The sequence below is a fragment of the Pseudomonas sp. 313 genome, from assembly GCF_000316965.1.
In the GTDB taxonomy this organism is placed as follows: domain Bacteria; phylum Pseudomonadota; class Gammaproteobacteria; order Pseudomonadales; family Pseudomonadaceae; genus Chryseomonas; species Chryseomonas benzopyrenica.
The window spans coordinates 113,260-128,403 of the sequence record NZ_ANBZ01000031.1 but is presented as its reverse complement, the minus strand read 5'-3'; the positions used below and the strand labels follow the sequence as shown (position 1 = coordinate 128,403).

The following is a 15,144-nucleotide window of genomic DNA, read 5'->3' as shown; positions in this document are numbered from 1 at the left end:
CCCAATGATCAGGTCTGCTGCAGGGATCAAGCGAGCTGCGACGGGGCGTTGAGGGGGCGAGGTTGGCTTCCGGATGTTGGGCTTCGCTGTGCTCAGCCCAACCTACAAAGACAGAGCAAGAAAAAGCCCGGCATGTGCCGGGCTTTTTGCGTTCAGGGTTTGCGGGCGATCAGGGTGGCGCGCAAGGGGGCGGGGAGACCTTCAACCGTCAGGCTGGGATCTTCCGGGTTCAGGAAGTCCGGTAGCGACTGGAAGCCCATCCACTCGGTGGAGCGCTGTTCGTCTACCGTTGTAGGGGTCAAATCCACCAGGCGGATGTCACGATAGCCGGCGCGTTGCAGCCAGAGTTGCAGGGCGGCCGCGGAGGGCAGGAACCAGACATTACGCATCTGGGCATAGCGGTCTTCGGGGACTAGGACGGTGGTGGCATCGCCCTCAACGACCAGGGTTTCCAGGACCAGCTCACCGCCGCTGTCGAGGCAGTTCTTCAGGTCCAGCAGGTGATCGATGGGCGAGCGGCGATGGTAGAGCACGCCCATGGAAAAGACGGTGTCGAAGCCGCCGTCCAAGGCAGGCAGCTCTTCTAGGGTCAGCGGCAGGTGCCAGGTGGGCAGGTCGGGGAGATAGCGCCGCAGGGCCTGGAATTGGCAGTGGAACAGCCAATTGGGATCGACGCCCAGGACCAGGCTGGCCCCCGCGCCGAGCATGCGCCACTGGTAGTAGCCGTTGCCGCTGCCGACATCCAGAACGCGCTTGCCCTGCAGATCCAGATGGGGTGCGACCCGATCCCATTTCCAGTCGGAGCGCCATTCGGTGTCCAGATGAAGATCGAACAGCTGGAAGGGGCCTTTGCGCCAGGGTCGCAGTTGCAGCAGCGCTTCGCGCAGGGCCTGGTGCTGCTCTGCGGAAGGAAAGCCGGCGAGGCGCACGGCCTCACGCAGGTCGATACCTTCCACCGCGATCTCGGGCAGGGCGTCGACGCCAGCTTGCCAGCGTTGCAGGTCACCATGGCCGCGGGCGTACTTGGCGGCCAGAACGCTTTCGAGCCCCTGGGACCAGCCGGCCAGCGAGGTGTCCGCCAGCTTTTGTTGCAGGGTTGCGAGGTAGGCAGGTGGGGTCATGGCAGGGCGATCAGGGAGGTGAAGTTGAGGCATTGGAACCAGGGCACGACGGTGGTGAAACCGGCACCCTGCAGGCGCGCCCGGTGTTCGTCCAGGGTGTCGGTCAGCATGACGTTTTCCAGCGCGGTACGTTTCTGAGCGATTTCCAATTCGCTGTAGCCGTTGGCTCTCTTGAAGTCCAGGTGCAGGCCGTTGAGCAATTCCTGAGTCTGGGCCTGCGGGAAACGGATCTTTTCCGACAGCAGCAGGGCGCCACCGGGTAGCAGGTTGGCGCGCAGCCGACTGAGCAAGTCCAGGCGCTGTTCCGGGGCGATGAATTGCAGGGTGAAGTTGAGGGCGATCACCGAGGCCGATTCGAGCGGGACGTCGAGGATATCGGCTTCCACCACTTCAACCGGCAGCAACTCCTCGTGCATGGAGTCCTGAGCGCTGAGGTATTCGCGGCAGCGGGTGACCATGGCGGTGGAGTTGTCGATAGCCACCACCCGGGTACCCTCGGCGCGGACATGACGGCGCAGGGCCTGGGTCACGGCGCCCAGGGAACAGCCGAGGTCATAGAGACGGCTATGGGGCTGGGCGAACCGTGCGGCGATGACGCCGAGATTCTCGACGATGGTGGGATAGCCCGGCACGGATCTCTTGATCATGTCGGGAAAGACGCGCACCACGTCTTCGTTGAAGGTGAAGTCGGCAGGAGGCTGCGGCGACGCGAACAGACGGTCGGCTTCGCTCATGGGCGGTACCTGGAAAATCCAAAGGGGGCATTGTACCCCCGGCAGGCGTTGCAGGACGTGGCGTCAGCGGATTTCGATGCGGCAGTCGAAGCGGGCCTGGGGTTCGGCTTCGGCATCCCAGGGCTGGCGCGCCTGGAGTTCGAGCTGGGCGCTGCCGGCGCTCTGGGCGCGGAAGCGCCAGAGGGACTGACCGGCGCTGCCGATGCCACCCTGATCCTGGCGCCTTTCGCGGAAGACTTCCGGGCCGAGTTGCTTGAGGTTGTCGCTGCGCTGGAGGATGGTCCAGCGGTAGCCACTGGTGGGATCGCTGGGCAGGGTCAGGGTCAGTTCCTGGCCGGTGTGCATGACCAGCGGGGTGCAGTCGCTGTCGTCACCCAGGATGAGGTTGCCGCTCGGCTGGGTGCTGCTGCAACCGGCCAGGAGCAGACAGCTGCAGAACAGAAGACGGGGGGACATGGAAACCTCCGGGGTATGACGGCAAAACGCAGAGCATACCCCAAGAGGTCGAGCGGTCAGACTAGAAGAGCACCTTGGCCACGTCGGCGAAGCGCTTGGCGAAGTGAACGGTCAGGCCTTCCTTGAGATAGGCCGGCAGCTCTTCGAAGTCACCGCGATTGGCTTCCGGCAGGATCAGTTCGCCGATCTTCTGGCGGCGTGCCGCGATGACCTTTTCCCGGACCCCGCCGATGGGCAGCACTTGACCGGTAAGGGTCAGCTCGCCGGTCATGGCCACGTTCTTCTTCGGCGCCTGGTTGCGCGCCAGCGACAGCAGGGCGGAGGCCATGGTGACGCCGGCGCTGGGGCCGTCCTTGGGCGTGGCGCCTTCGGGCACGTGCAGGTGGACGAAGGCCTGATCGAAGAAATTCGGATCGCCCTTGAAGTCCTTGAGGTGCGCGGTGACGTAGCTGTAGGCGATCTCGGCGGATTCCTTCATGACGTCACCCAGCTTGCCGGTGAGCTTGAAGCCCCGGTTCAGGGTATGGATGCGCGTCGCCTCAATGGGCAGGGTGGCACCGCCCATGCTGGTCCAGGCCAGGCCGGTGATGATGCCGACCCCGGACAGCACCTGCTCCTTGCGGAAGGGCGGCATGCCCAGATAGTCCTCGAGATCCGAGGCACCGATCTTGACCTTGAGCTTGGGCTCCTCGATGAGCTTGACCACCGCCTTGCGCACCAGCTTGCCCAGTTGCTTCTCCAGCTGGCGCACGCCGGCTTCGCGGGCATAGCCTTCCACCAGGGCCTTGAGGGCGCTGTCGGTGAGCGTCAGGCGATCCTTGGGCACCCCGGCCTTGTCCAGCTGCTTGGGCCAGAGGTGGCGCTTGGCGATGGCCTGCTTCTCTTCGGCGATGTAGCCGGAAAGGCGGATGACCTCCATGCGGTCCAGCAGGGGGCCGGGGATGGAGTCCAGGGTGTTGGCGGTACAGACGAACAGCACCTTGGACAGGTCCAGGCGCAGATCCAGGTAGTGGTCGAGGAAGTCGACGTTCTGTTCCGGGTCCAGGGTCTCCAGCAGCGCCGAGGCGGGATCGCCCTGGTAGCTCTGGCCCATCTTGTCGATCTCGTCGAGCATGATGACCGGATTCATCACCTTGACGTCGCGCAGCGCCTGGACGAGCTTGCCGGGCATGGCACCGATATAGGTGCGGCGATGGCCCTTGATCTCGGCTTCATCCCTCATGCCGCCGACGCTGAAGCGATAGAAGGGCCGGCCGAGGGATTCGGCGATGGATTTGCCGATGCTGGTCTTGCCCACCCCGGGCGGACCCACCAGCAGCACGATGGAGCCGGTCACTTCGCCCTTGAAGGCGCCCACGGCAAGAAATTCGAGGATGCGATTCTTGATGTCGTCGAGCCCGGCGTGGTGGCGGTCGAGCACCTTGCGCGCGTGCTTGAGGTCGAGCTTGTCCTGCCCATGAACGCCCCAGGGCAGGTCGGTGGCCCAGTCCAGGTAGTTGCGGGTGACGCCGTATTCCGGCGAGCCGGTCTCGAGGATGGACAGCTTGTTCAGCTCGTCGTCGATGCGCTTCTGCGCCGCCTCGGGCAGGATCTTGCCCTCCAGGCGCTGGCGGAAGCTTTCGATATCGCTGCTGCGATCGTCCTTGGTGATGCCCAGCTCCTGCTGGATCAGCTTGAGCTGTTCCTTGAGGAAGAATTCGCGCTGGCGTTCGTTGATCTTGCGATTGACCTCGGCGGACAGCTCCTTCTGCAGGCGCGCGACCTCGACCTCCTTGCGCAGCAGCGGCAGGACCTTTTCCATGCGTTGCAGCATGGGCACGGTATCGAGCACCTGCTGCAATTCGTCGCCCGGCGCCGTGGTAAGGGCGGCGGCGAAATCGGTCAGCGGCGAGGGATCGTTGGGGCTGAAGCGATTGAGATAGTTTTTCAGCTCTTCGCTGTAGAGCGGATTGAGCGGCAAGAGCTCCTTGATGGCGTTGATCAGCGCCATGCCGTAGGCCTTCACCTCGTCGCTGGGATCGGGACTCGGGCGCAGGTGTTCGACTTCAATCAGATAGGGCGGTCGCTGGCGGCGGAGCCAGCCGCGGATACGCACCCGGGACAGCCCCTGGGCGACGAACTGCAGCTTACCGTCCTGACGGGTGGCATGGTGGATGCGCACCAGGGTGCCGTGCTGCGGCAGCTGGTCGGGATCGAAGCCCTCGGCATCGCCGGGCTGCTGCTCCATGTAGAACAGCGCCAGGCAGTGGTGGTCGGTCTTGGCCACCAGCTCCAGGGTTTCCGCCCAGGGCTCTTCATTGACGATGACGGGCAGGACCTGGGCCGGGAAGAAGGGGCGGTTGTGGATGGGAATGACGTAGAGCTTGTCGGGAAGATTCTGGCCGGGCAGCACCAGACCGGTCTGGCCGGCTTCTTCGCTGAGAATGTCCGCTTGGTTATCCTGATCGCTCATTGGCGTACCTTGGGCTTGGATGTAGGGCCAACATGGGGCGAGGGCGCTGGTTTTTCAACGCAGGCAAAGATCTGTCCTTCTTGACCGCCGGGTACCGCTCGAAGTGCGACGGTCGGCGCAACGAGTGGTCGCTGCCACGATAAAGATTCCCCCGGCACTGCCGCTAAAGCTGAGGTCACGCCGCAAAGCCGGCGAGAGATCCGAAAGGCGCGCGGTGGAGAGCAGCGGGTGAACAAGCATTGGGTGGTAGCGGGATGGCTGGCCTTGGGCCTGGGGACGGCACAGGCGGCTGAGGTCGCGGTACAGGTGGTCGACAGCCAGGGCGCTCCCCTGGCCGATGCCGTGGTGATGCTGTCGGGCCAGGGGCTGGTGCCCGAGCGGCGGCCGGCGGCCATCGACCAGCAGAATCGGCGGTTCGTCCCCCATGTCCTGGCAGTCGCCACCGGGACGGCGGTGAGCTTTCCCAATACCGATGATATCCGCCACCAGGTCTATTCCTTTTCCAGCCCGAAGCGCTTCGAGTTGCCGCTCTATCACGGGATTCCCAGCACCCCGGTGGTGTTCGACCAGCCGGGCGTGGTGGTGGTGGGCTGCAACATCCACGACTGGATGGTGGGCTACGTCTATGTGACCGCTGCCGGGCGCTCTGCCGTGACCGACAGCCAGGGCCGCGCCCGCCTGGAGGCGCCGGACGGTCATTATCAGCTGGCGCTCTGGCATCCCGACCTCAGCGACAAGCAGGAAGTTGCCCAGCCCGCACTGGACGTGGCGGGCAAGCCGGTGACCCTGAAACTCCAGCTGGCGATTCAGCCGAAGCCGCAGCCGGCGGAACCGGCGAGCTCGGCTTTCGAGGATGCCTTCCACAAGGCCACGCACGATGAAACTCATCCATAGTTTCCAGACCCGCATCGCCGGCAGTCTCTTCCTGCTGATGCTGGTGGTCATCACCCTGGTCTATCTGACGGTCAAGGCCGCCACCGAGGCCAGTGCCGTACGCCAGTCCTATGACCAGCTCGATACCGGGGCGCGGGTGTTCCGCCAGGTACTGGACGGCCGCTGCCGGCGGCTGAACGACGCCGTGCGCGTGCTCGCCGCCGATTTCGGCTTTCGCGACGCCGTGGCCAGTGGCGATGTACCGACGCTGCGCTCGGTGCTGGCCAATCATGGCGCCCGGGTCGGCGCGGGCGATACCTATCTGTTGGATATGGACGGTCGGTTGATCGCCAGTACCGTGGCCGCGCACAGCGAAGGCGAGCGCCTCCCCGGCGCGGTGGGGGCGGTCAATGACGGCAGCTGTGTGCTGGCGGGCACCGGCCTGCCACAGTTGCGGGTCACCGTTCCGGTCCGCGCCCCCTTGCCCATCGCCCAGGTGGTGATGAGCTTTGCCATGGATCAGGCCATGGCCCAGGAGTTTCGCTCGCTGATCAACCTGGACGTGGTCTTCCTTGGCGAAGCCGCGCTCATGGCCAGTACCCTGCCGGACGAGCAGGGGCGGCAGCTGGTGCAGGAACTCGCGCGGGCACCAGGGACCGGCGACGGTTGGCAGCTGACCCTGGGTGGCCGGCTCTATCAGGTCAAGCGATTGACCCTGGGGACCCAGGACCATCCGGTGTACGTCTATCTGCTGCGCGCGCTCGACGTCGCCCTGGCGGAGTTCGAGCCCTTGCTCAGGCAGCTGGCGCTGATCGCCGGAGGGGCGCTGCTGGCGGCGCTGCTGGGGGCGTTATGGCTGGCGCGCAACCTGGCCCAGCCGCTGCGGCAGCTGTCGGTCATGTCCTGGCGGATCGGCCAGGGCGATTACGCGGTCAAGGTGGAGGTGCCGCGGCAGGACGAATTCGGTCGGCTGGCGCAGGTGCTCGAGGAGATGCGCCAGGGAATCGCCGAGCGTGAACAGCGCCTCAATCACAATGCCCTGCACGATGCCCTGACCGGTCTGCCCAATCGCTTGCTGGCCGAGGAGCGGCTGCGGGTCTTTATCGCCACCCAGTCCCAGGTGTCGCTGCTGTACCTGGGGCTGGATGGTTTCCAGGCGATCAATGAAAGCGCCGGGGTCGCCGGGGGCGATCGCATCCTCAGGATGGTGGCCGAGCGCGCCCAGGTACTGCTGGCCGGCCGGGGTTGCGTCTCGCGCCCGGTAGGTGACGAATTTCTCGTCCAAGCCTGTCGCATGGGCCTGGAGGGCGCGGTGGGACTCGCCGAGCAACTGCGCCTGTCGCTGGCCGAGCCGATCGAGTGGGAAGGGCAGTTGTTCCGCCTCAGTTGCCGGATCGGCGTCGTCGAGTATCCGCGCCACGGCGACGACCCTAACCAGCTGATCGAGCGGGCGCGCAGTGCCATGCTCGACGCCGGGCAGTTGCCGGATCGCCTGCGGGTCTATGATGAAGGGCGGGATGCGGCCCAGCAGCGGCGTCTGCAACTGGTCCAGGATCTGCCGCTGGCGGGCGAGCGGGGTGAATTGATGCTGGTGTTCCAACCCAAGGTGGCCCTGCAGGGCAACGGACCGCACCAGGCCGAGGTCTTGCTGCGCTGGCGCCATGCCGAGCTGGGCATGGTCTCGCCGGGCGAATTCATTCCCCTGGCCGAACGCAGCGGCAGCATGGCCGGACTCACCCGTTGGGTGATCCAGGCGACGATCCGGCAGCTGGCGCTCTGGCAGACCCAGGGCCGCGAGGTAAAGGTGTCGCTGAACGTCTCGGCGGTGGATCTTGCCGATACCCAGCTGCCCGAGCGGGTGATGGGTTGGCTCGATGACGCCGGCGTCTCGGCGCGGCAGCTCACCTTCGAGATCACCGAGAGCGCCATCATGGCCGATCCCGAAGCGGCCATCGCGCTGCTGACGCGGCTGTCCATCCTCGGCATCCGGCTATCGGTGGACGACTACGGCACCGGCCAGGCGTCGCTGGCGCACCTCAAGCGGCTGCCGGTGGACGAATTGAAGATCGACCAGTCTTTCGTGAAGGAGCTGGCGCCGGGCAACGATGACGCCGTCATCGTGCGTTCGACCATCGAGATGGGCCACAACCTGGGCCTGGAGGTGGTCGCCGAGGGCGTCGAGGAGGCGCGGGCGCTGGCCCTGCTGCGCAGTTGGGGGTGCGATGTGATCCAGGGGTACTACATCAGCCGTCCCGTGCCGGCCGCTGAATTCGAAGCCTGGATGGAACGGCAGAGCATGCCGGTGCTGGAAGCGCTGTCATGAGCCGCGGCTGGCTACTGGCCGGGCTGCTGCTGGCGACCGGCGTCCAGGCAGATGGCGGCAAGCTGTTGGCCACTGGGGGAGCCAGCAGTCTGGAAGGCGCCGCGGGCGGTGGCATCACGCCCTGGGCGGTGATCGGTGGCTATGGCGAAAGCGGTCAGCCCGGCGCGACCGCCTTCGCCAGCCGGGTGTGGACCGGTGACTACCGGCTCGATGCGGCCGGCCTGGCGGTGGCCTACGACAATCGGGTGGAGATTTCCTATGCGCGGCAGCGGCTGGACATGCCGACCCTGCGGCGGTTGATGAAGCTCGAAGAAGACAGCCTCAGCCAGGATATCGTTGGCGCCAAGGTGCGCCTGGCGGGCGACCTAGTCTACGACCGGCTACCGCAGATCGCCCTGGGCGTGCAGTACAAGCATCAACGGGATTTCGGCATTCCTGCTGCCGTGGGCGCGCGGCGCGACAGCGATGTCGAGGGCTACCTGGGCGCCAGTCGGCTGTTGCTGGGTGGCGCCTTCGGCTACAACCTCCTGATCAACGTCGGTCTCAGGTACAGCCGCGCCAACGAGATGGGGCTGCTGGGCTTCGGCGGCGATCGCAACGACAGCCGTCAATGGCTCAAGGAGGGCTCGGCCGCGGTGTTCTTCAATCCTCGCTGGGCGGTGGGCATGGAATATCGCGAGAAGCCGCAGAATCTGTCCTTCACCCGGGAGAGTGACTGGGTGGATACCTTCGTCGGTTACTTCCCCAACAAGCACCTGTCGCTGGTGCTGGCCTATGCCTGGCTGGGCGAGATCGCCACCCTGGACGATCAGCAGGGTCTCTATCTGTCGCTGCAGGGGAGCTACTGATGCAGCAGGGGAAAACGCTGGTACTGGCGGCGCTGCTGCTGATGCTGGGGTGCACGCCCCAGCCGCCAGCGAGTGATCGGCTCTATCAGGAGCTGGGTGGCCAGCCCGGCATCACCCGGATCGTCGAGGGCATGCTGCTCAATGTGGCGCGTGACGGGCGGATCCGACACTACTTCGCCAATGTCGATATCGCGCGCCTGCGCAGTCTGCTCATCCAGAAATTCTGCGCTGATGTGGGCGGTCCCTGTCGCTATGAAGGGGCGAGCATGACCGAAAGTCATCGCGGTCTGAACCTGCAGCCCGCCGACTTCAATGCGCTGGTAGAAGACCTGCAACTGGCCATGCAGCGTGAGGGCGTCCCGGAGCGAACACAGAATGCCCTGCTGGCGCGCCTCGTGCCGCAACGCGGCCAGGTGATCCGCCAGTAGCCTGCCGGCCGTCGCCGATGTCGAACCCCAGGCGGTGGAGAGCCTTCCTAGGCAGGACGCCTACGCGAGGGATACGGCTTGAGCAAGACGACTTCGGCGGCCGATCTCGGCCTGACGCTGGCGGTGGACGACGAACCGGCGCTATTTGGCTGGTTCCTGGCGAGCTACTTGTTCGGCAAGCGCATCTCCCAAGGCATCGCCGCCCAGGCCTGGACGGTGCTCTATCGCCAGTACGGTCGCGACACGCCGCGCAAGCTGCTCGATCTCAGCTGGCGGCAACTGGTTGGCTATCTCGGCGAAGGGCATTACCGGCGTTATGACGAGAGCACGGCCACGCGTCTGCTGGACGTCTGTCACCATCTGCAGGAGCAGTATGGCGGGAGCTTCGTGAGATTGCGTGACGCCAGTACGGACCGTGTGGATTTCGAGTCACGTCTGCAGCGGCTGAAGGGGGTAGGGCCCAAGACCTGTGAGATCTTCATGCGCGAAGCAGGGCCGCTATTATTTCCTGACTGAATGCACACCGCCGGCACGGGGCCGGCGGTGGTCAGGACGAGCGAGCTGCGATTATTTGCCCAGGTCGGCCTTGAGGCGGCTGCCGGCATAGGCCTGGGCGTCCTTGGCTTTTTGCACCACGGCAGCGGTGCCGAAGAACTCATGGGTGACGCCTGGATAGACCTTGCGCTCCACCTGGACGCCAGCCTGGCGCAGGGCGGTCTCCAGGAAGCCACCGTCGTCACGCAGGGGATCGATCTCGGCATTGACGATGGTCACCGGCGGCAGGCCGGCGAGATCGGCCTTGGTCAGATCCAGGCGTGGATCCTTGAGGTCCGCAGGCGAACGGGTCACCTGCTCGACGAACCACAGCATCATGGGGCGATTGAGCGGCTTGGCGTCGTCGTACTGCTCATAGGATGGGGTGTGGGTGTTGGTCTGGGCCACCGGATAGACCGACAGCACGTGCTTGGGTGCGGTGAGACCGGCCTTGTGCGCGGCGACCGCGGTCGCTACCGCCAGGTTGCCACCCGCGCTTTCACCGGCCAGGGCCAGACGCTGTGGATCGCCATTGAGCGAGCCGGCATGGGTGGTCACCCAACGGTAGGCGGCCAGAGCGTCGTCGTGGGCAGCGGGAAATTTGTATTCGGGCGCTTGACGATAATCCACCGAGACCACGATGGCATTGGCCTGCTTGGCCAGGCCCCGGGCACCACCGTCGTAGACGTTGCGATCGGCGAACACCCAGCCGCCGCCGTGGAAGTAGAGGATGACTGGGAAAGGACCCTGGCCTTCGGGGGTGTAGATGCGCGCCGGCAGCACGCCGGCGGCACCGTCCACGGCGCGGTCGACGCTGGTCACGCCAGGCACCAGCGCCTCGGGTTGGGTGGGACGACCCTCGTCCTGCAGCACACCCTTGACCGCATCGGCGATGGTAGGCTGTTTGCGGGCCTCCTGGGCAGTGAGTTTCTCCACGGCTTTAGGATCGAAGCTGGCGTACTTGTTCAGCACCTTCTGCATGTCGGCATCGGTGCGCGCCATGCTCTTGGCATTGCTGACCGCCTCGGCGCCCAGTGAACGTTTTTCCGGATCGCGGGCACAGCCGGTCAGGGCAAGGCCGGCACCCACCAGAGCCAGGGCGAGGAGGGTAGGTTTGCTACGCAAGAGGGACAGCGACATGGCAGAGATCCTGTGCGAATTCGGGAGGCTTACCCTGAAATCGACATGGTTATCGCGCGAGAGGTTCCGACGGGCCGCTGGCAGGTGTCTGGCGATCATTGTGCTGGGTCTGCTGGGCACCGAGGCCTTCGCCGAGCCAGCGGCCTATTGGCGCTGGCGGAGCAACGCGGACGGTCAGGAATTCTGTACTCAGACGCCGCCGGGGCCGGGCTGGGTCCGAGTCGCCGGCCCCTTTCGCGATCTGCAGTGCCGCGAGCCAGGTAGCTTGCCCCTGCGCCGCTGGGCCGAGCCGCCGCAGCAACGGTTCTAGTTCGAGTTCTCGGCGGCCTTGAGCAGGGAGGCGCCGAGCTCGCCTTCGTAGCGTTGCCACACCGGGCGCATGGCCTCGCGCCAGCGCGTCCGTTGCTCGGGGGTGAGGGTGATGATCTCGCTACCGCCCGCGGCGGCGATACGCGCGCGATCACGCTGGTTTTCCGCCTCGGATTGCTTCTTCACCTCGAAGGTCACCTGGTCGATGATCTCCTCCAGGGTGCTGCGCACGGCGAAGGGCAGGGTACGCCAACGGTCGGCCTTGACGATCAGCAGGTAGTCCAGGGCGCCGTGATTGCTTTCAGTGAAATAGCGTTGCTGCTGGTCGAGGCGCTGGCTCCAGTAGTTGGACCAGGTGTTCTCGGTGGCATTGACGGTGCCGCTGGTGAGCGCCTGCAGGGTCTGGTTGAAGGGCAGCTTGACCGCCGTGGCGCCGAGGGCCTCGAACTGGCGTTGCAGGACCTCGGAATTCTGGATGCGGAACACCAGCCCCTTGGCATCGCCGGGTTCGCGCAAGGGCTTGCGCGCCGACAGTTGCTTGAGACCGTTGGGCCAGTAGGCCAGGCCGATGATGCCGGCCGGTTCCAGGCTCTGCAGCAGCTGGCGACCACTGGGGCGGGCCTGGAAGTGATCGAGGGCCGCGCGACTCTCGAAGAGGAAGGGCAGGTCGAACAGCTTGAGCTTGGGACTGAGGTCGGTGAGCTTGCTGATCGCCGGTGCCAGGATATCGACCTTGCCGTCCTGCAGGGCTTGCAATTCGCTGGCGTCGTCGAAGGCCGTGCCGCTGGGCATCACCTCCAGCTGGACCTGACCGGCGAGGCGTTGCGCCACCAGTTGCTGGAACAGCTGAGCCCCCTTGCCCTTGGGGGTCTCCGGTGCCACCACATGGGAAAACCTCAGAGTAATGACGTCAGCGTAGCTGGACGTCATGGGCAGGGCAGCGGAGAGCAGGGCGCAGAGGCCCAGGATCGACGGTTTCATGGCAGGTCCTGGTGGTTATTCTTGGAATCCTTATAGGCGTACTTTACCAGTGCGACGTCAGGTCACAGGGCCTGTGGGAGGGCGTTGGCTGCCGTTTGGCGGATGACCGGGAGAATCGGCGTCGCGCTGGCGTTCTAACGACAACACCCATGAGAAGGATGCGTCCATGAATACCGCTCAAACCGTTCGCTTGCCCGATGGCACTACCGTTCCGGCGCTGGGACAGGGTACCTGGCGCATGGGCGAAAACGCCGACCTGCACCGCCAGGAGGTCAGTGCCCTGCGCCAGGGGCTGGACCTGGGACTCACCCTGATCGACACCGCCGAGATGTATGGCGAAGGCCGCGCAGAGGAGCTGGTAGGTGAGGCTATCGCCGGACGGCGTGACGAGGTTTTCCTGGTGAGCAAGTTCTATCCGAAGAACGCCACCGAAGCGGGCGTACCCCTGGCCTGCGAACGTAGCCTGAAGCGCCTGGGCACCGAGGTCATCGACCTCTATCTGCTGCACTGGCGCGGCCAGGTGCCGCTGATCGAGACGGTCATGGCGCTGGAGAAGCTGCGCGACGAAGGCAAGATCCGTCACTGGGGCGTGTCCAACCTCGACACCAGCGACATGCTGGAGCTGAACGACGACCGCTGCAGCGCCAATCAGGTGCTCTACAACCTGGAGCAGCGCGGCATCGAGCACGACCTGCTGCCCTGGTGCCAGCGTCAGCAGATGCCGCTGATGGCCTATTGTCCGCTGGGGCAGGGTGGCGATCTGCTGCGACACCCGACCCTGGCTACCCTGGCCGAACGGCATCAGGCTACCCCGGCGCAAATTGCCCTGGCCTGGGTACTGCGTCAGCCGGGCGTGATCGCCATTCCCAAGGCCGGCGACGCCGGACATCTGGAAGAGAATGCGCGGGCCATGGATCTGCGTCTGGGCGATGAAGACTTCGCCCTGCTCGATGGCGCCTTCCCACCGCCGCAAGCCAAGAGTCCGCTGGCGATCATCTAGCCGCCGCGAATCAGCCGGCGCAGGGGAAAGCGACTGGGATGGCAGGCGTCGGCCACCCGTCGTGCCACTGGCAGGGGTTCGTCTTCCAGCCATGCCGCCAGCAGTTCGGCGGCCAATGGGGTGGTGACCAGCCCGCGCGAGCCGTGGGCCAGATTCACATAGAGCCCGGTACGCCAGGGCGCCGCCTGCTCGGGCACCTGGCGGGCATCATAGGCCAGCGCCTGGTAATGCTGGGCGAAGCGGTCCTGATCCACGACCGGGCCGACCAGGGGCAGGTAGTCGGGCGAGGTGCAGCGAAAGGCCACCCGGCCGTCCAGGGCCTCGGCCTGGTAGTCGGCGGCCAGCTCGGGTGACAGCTCGGCGAGCAGCTGCAGATTGCTCTGGTGTTCCGCCTGGCTGGGCTCGGTATCGTCCCGGTCGAAGACGAAGCTGGCGCCCAGGCAATGCTGACCGTTACGGGCCGGCGCGAGATAGCCTTCGCCGCAGACCACGGTTGCCAAGGCCTGACTAACCGGGGTTTCTGGCAGTGCGGACAATTGCCCACGAATGGCCTTGAGCGGCAGGTCGGGCAGCAGCGTCCTGGCTTGGGCGGCGCTGGCCACCACGACCACCGTCGCTTCCAGCGTTGCCCCTCGGGTGCTGACCTGCCAGCCGTGTTCGGTTTGCTGCAGCGCCGTCACCTCGGTATGGGTGACCAGCTCGATATTCGGATGGGTCAGCCAATGCGCGCACAAGGCGGGCGGATGCACCCAGCCCCCTTCCGGAAAGAACAGGCCGCCCGCCGTCAGACCGATTCCGGCCGTGTCGCTGGTGGCTTCGCTATCCAGCGGCTGCAGCAGATCGACAGGAAAGTGCGCGGCCAATTGCGCCTGCCGCTGGGCGTCCTTGTCCGTCAGCGCCAGTTGCAGCACCCCGCAGGGTGACCAGGCAGCGCCCCTTGGCAGGGCCTGCAATTCGCGCAGGGTCAGGCCGAAGCCATCGAGGATCAGCCGACTGAGCGGGGTGTCATGGGCCGACAGCTTGAGATAGAGCACGCCCTGGGGATTGCCGGAGGCTTCCTGGGCGGGCGCCCCGTGGCGCTCGACGACCCTGACCTGCCAGCCGCGGCGCGCGAGGCTGGCGGCGGTGGCGCAACCGGCCAGGCCGGCGCCTATGACCAGCGCCGTGCGCGGGCCCTGGGGGCGCGGTGGGCGGGCATACCAGGGTACGGCGGCAGAGGTGACCGGGCGCTCCAGCGCGCCGGCCAGCATTTCCCGCTTGTGGCCGAAGCCGGGCACCTTGGCCATGGCGAAGCCGGCCTCGTTCAGGCCACGGCGGACGAAGCCGGCACAGGTGAAGGTCGCCAGGGTGGTGCCGGCATGGGACAGCCGCGCCAGTTCGGCGAACAGCGCGGGCGTCCACATCTCGGGATTCTTGGCCGGGGCGAAGCCGTCCAGGAACCAGGCATCGCACCGGGCATCCAGTTCGGGCAGGCGCTCCAGCACATCGCCGACCAGCAGGGTCAGGGTAACGCGCCCGTCCTCCAGGACCAGCCGCTGGAAGCCCGGATGGATGGCCAGGTACTGCCGCTGCAGCGCCGCGCTGTAGGAGGCGAGTTCCGGCCAGAGGGCTAGCGCCTGGGCGAGATCGGCAGCGGTCAGCGGAAAGCGCTCGACGCTGACGAAATGCAGGCGCGCCTCCCTGGGTGCCAGGGTAGCGAAGAGTTGCCAGGCGCAGAGGAAATTGAGACCGGTGCCGAAGCCCGTCTCGCCGATGGTGAAGACTTCTCTCGGCGCCAGCGCGGCGAAGCGTTCGGCCAGGCGATTCTGCTGCAGGAAGACGTAGCGCGTCTCTTCCAGACCGCTGGCGCGGGAAAAGTAGACGTCGCCATAGGTGCGGGAGAGGGGTTGCCCGGAGGCATCCCAGTCGAGCTGGGCGTGCTGGAAATCGGTCATGAGCGGCGCGG

Annotated in this window: 14 protein-coding genes; 7 read left to right on the top strand and 7 right to left on the bottom strand. The window is 65.9% G+C overall.

Annotated features, from left to right (window positions below; translation table 11 throughout):
- Window positions 1-152: 152 nt before the first annotated feature.
- From cmoB to lon, 4 genes are all read right to left on the bottom strand, one after another.
- Entirely contained in the window at window positions 153-1,121 is a 969-nt protein-coding gene (gene cmoB, locus C722_RS0107165) for a tRNA 5-methoxyuridine(34)/uridine 5-oxyacetic acid(34) synthase CmoB (protein ID WP_017639846.1), read from the bottom strand.
- Window positions 1,118-1,855, bottom strand: coding sequence for a carboxy-S-adenosyl-L-methionine synthase CmoA (cmoA, locus tag C722_RS0107160; protein WP_017639845.1), 738 nt, complete (start codon window positions 1,853-1,855; stop codon window positions 1,118-1,120). Before cmoA ends, cmoB begins: the two co-directional genes overlap by 4 nt.
- 63 nt (window positions 1,856-1,918) lie before the next feature.
- Window positions 1,919-2,311 (bottom strand): protease inhibitor I42 family protein, encoded by a 393-nt coding sequence (locus C722_RS0107155; RefSeq protein ID WP_017639844.1) that lies wholly within the window; start codon window positions 2,309-2,311, stop codon window positions 1,919-1,921.
- Window positions 2,312-2,372: 61 nt separating this feature from the next.
- A complete protein-coding gene (gene lon, locus C722_RS0107150; RefSeq protein ID WP_017639843.1) occupies window positions 2,373-4,763 on the bottom strand; it encodes an endopeptidase La in 2,391 nt (796 codons plus the stop codon).
- A 228-nt stretch (window positions 4,764-4,991) separates the two neighbouring features.
- On the opposite strand from lon, the gene C722_RS0107145 reads away from it, so the two are divergent.
- From C722_RS0107145 to C722_RS0107125, 5 genes are all read left to right on the top strand, one after another.
- Window positions 4,992-5,657, top strand: coding sequence for a methylamine utilization protein (locus tag C722_RS0107145; protein ID WP_017639842.1), 666 nt, complete (start codon window positions 4,992-4,994; stop codon window positions 5,655-5,657).
- Entirely contained in the window at window positions 5,641-7,959 is a 2,319-nt protein-coding gene (locus tag C722_RS0107140; protein ID WP_017639841.1) for a bifunctional diguanylate cyclase/phosphodiesterase, read from the top strand. The genes C722_RS0107145 and C722_RS0107140 overlap by 17 nt, the downstream gene beginning before the upstream one ends.
- Window positions 7,956-8,807 carry a DUF3034 family protein gene (locus C722_RS0107135; RefSeq protein ID WP_017639840.1) on the top strand — a complete coding sequence of 284 codons (852 nt, stop codon included), beginning with the start codon at window positions 7,956-7,958 and terminating at the stop codon, window positions 8,805-8,807. Before C722_RS0107140 ends, C722_RS0107135 begins: the two co-directional genes overlap by 4 nt.
- On the top strand, window positions 8,807-9,235 hold the full coding sequence (locus C722_RS0107130; RefSeq protein ID WP_017639839.1) for a group 1 truncated hemoglobin: 429 nt from the start codon (window positions 8,807-8,809) through the stop codon (window positions 9,233-9,235). Before C722_RS0107135 ends, C722_RS0107130 begins: the two co-directional genes overlap by 1 nt.
- 78 nt (window positions 9,236-9,313) lie before the next feature.
- Window positions 9,314-9,751 (top strand): DNA methylase, encoded by a 438-nt coding sequence (locus C722_RS0107125; protein ID WP_017639838.1) that lies wholly within the window; start codon window positions 9,314-9,316, stop codon window positions 9,749-9,751.
- A gap of 51 nt (window positions 9,752-9,802) precedes the next feature.
- On the opposite strand, the gene C722_RS0107120 is transcribed toward C722_RS0107125, so the two are convergent.
- Window positions 9,803-10,909 (bottom strand): alpha/beta hydrolase, encoded by a 1,107-nt coding sequence (locus C722_RS0107120; RefSeq protein ID WP_017639837.1) that lies wholly within the window; start codon window positions 10,907-10,909, stop codon window positions 9,803-9,805.
- Between C722_RS0107120 and C722_RS0107115 the strand changes: the two genes are divergently transcribed.
- On the top strand, window positions 10,908-11,219 hold the full coding sequence (locus tag C722_RS0107115) for a hypothetical protein (protein ID WP_371099771.1): 312 nt from the start codon (window positions 10,908-10,910) through the stop codon (window positions 11,217-11,219). The genes C722_RS0107120 and C722_RS0107115 overlap by 2 nt on opposite strands.
- Here C722_RS0107115 and C722_RS0107110 read toward each other — a convergent pair.
- Window positions 11,216-12,199: a DctP family TRAP transporter solute-binding subunit gene (locus C722_RS0107110; RefSeq protein WP_017639835.1), complete on the bottom strand. Its 984-nt coding sequence runs from the start codon at window positions 12,197-12,199 to the stop codon at window positions 11,216-11,218. The genes C722_RS0107115 and C722_RS0107110 overlap by 4 nt on opposite strands.
- A 166-nt stretch (window positions 12,200-12,365) precedes the next feature.
- Between C722_RS0107110 and C722_RS0107105 the strand changes: the two genes are divergently transcribed.
- Complete coding sequence (locus C722_RS0107105) at window positions 12,366-13,199, top strand: aldo/keto reductase (RefSeq protein WP_017639834.1); 834 nt, start codon at window positions 12,366-12,368, stop codon at window positions 13,197-13,199.
- Here C722_RS0107105 and mnmC read toward each other — a convergent pair.
- On the bottom strand, window positions 13,196-15,133 hold the full coding sequence (gene mnmC, locus C722_RS0107100; RefSeq protein WP_017639833.1) for a bifunctional tRNA (5-methylaminomethyl-2-thiouridine)(34)-methyltransferase MnmD/FAD-dependent 5-carboxymethylaminomethyl-2-thiouridine(34) oxidoreductase MnmC: 1,938 nt from the start codon (window positions 15,131-15,133) through the stop codon (window positions 13,196-13,198). The genes C722_RS0107105 and mnmC overlap by 4 nt on opposite strands.
- Between the last annotated feature and the right edge of the window lie 11 nt (window positions 15,134-15,144).

What these genes read in the sequence shown, in the direction of transcription:
- C722_RS0107130 (WP_017639839.1), top strand. Translation starts at nt 8,807, where the DNA reads ATGCAGCAGGGGAAAACGCTGGTACTGGCGGCGCTGCTGCTGATGCTG.
- C722_RS0107120 (WP_017639837.1), bottom strand. Translation starts at nt 10,909, where the DNA reads ATGTCGCTGTCCCTCTTGCGTAGCAAACCTACCCTCCTCGCCCTGGCT.
- C722_RS0107105 (WP_017639834.1), top strand. Translation starts at nt 12,366, where the DNA reads ATGAATACCGCTCAAACCGTTCGCTTGCCCGATGGCACTACCGTTCCG.
- cmoB (WP_017639846.1), bottom strand. Translation starts at nt 1,121, where the DNA reads ATGACCCCACCTGCCTACCTCGCAACCCTGCAACAAAAGCTGGCGGAC.
- C722_RS0107155 (WP_017639844.1), bottom strand. Translation starts at nt 2,311, where the DNA reads ATGTCCCCCCGTCTTCTGTTCTGCAGCTGTCTGCTCCTGGCCGGTTGC.
- C722_RS0107135 (WP_017639840.1), top strand. Translation starts at nt 7,956, where the DNA reads ATGAGCCGCGGCTGGCTACTGGCCGGGCTGCTGCTGGCGACCGGCGTC.
- C722_RS0107110 (WP_017639835.1), bottom strand. Translation starts at nt 12,199, where the DNA reads ATGAAACCGTCGATCCTGGGCCTCTGCGCCCTGCTCTCCGCTGCCCTG.
- lon (WP_017639843.1), bottom strand. Translation starts at nt 4,763, where the DNA reads ATGAGCGATCAGGATAACCAAGCGGACATTCTCAGCGAAGAAGCCGGC.
- C722_RS0107140 (WP_017639841.1), top strand. Translation starts at nt 5,641, where the DNA reads ATGAAACTCATCCATAGTTTCCAGACCCGCATCGCCGGCAGTCTCTTC.
- cmoA (WP_017639845.1), bottom strand. Translation starts at nt 1,855, where the DNA reads ATGAGCGAAGCCGACCGTCTGTTCGCGTCGCCGCAGCCTCCTGCCGAC.
- mnmC (WP_017639833.1), bottom strand. Translation starts at nt 15,133, where the DNA reads ATGACCGATTTCCAGCACGCCCAGCTCGACTGGGATGCCTCCGGGCAA.
- C722_RS0107115 (WP_371099771.1), top strand. Translation starts at nt 10,908, where the DNA reads ATGGCAGAGATCCTGTGCGAATTCGGGAGGCTTACCCTGAAATCGACA.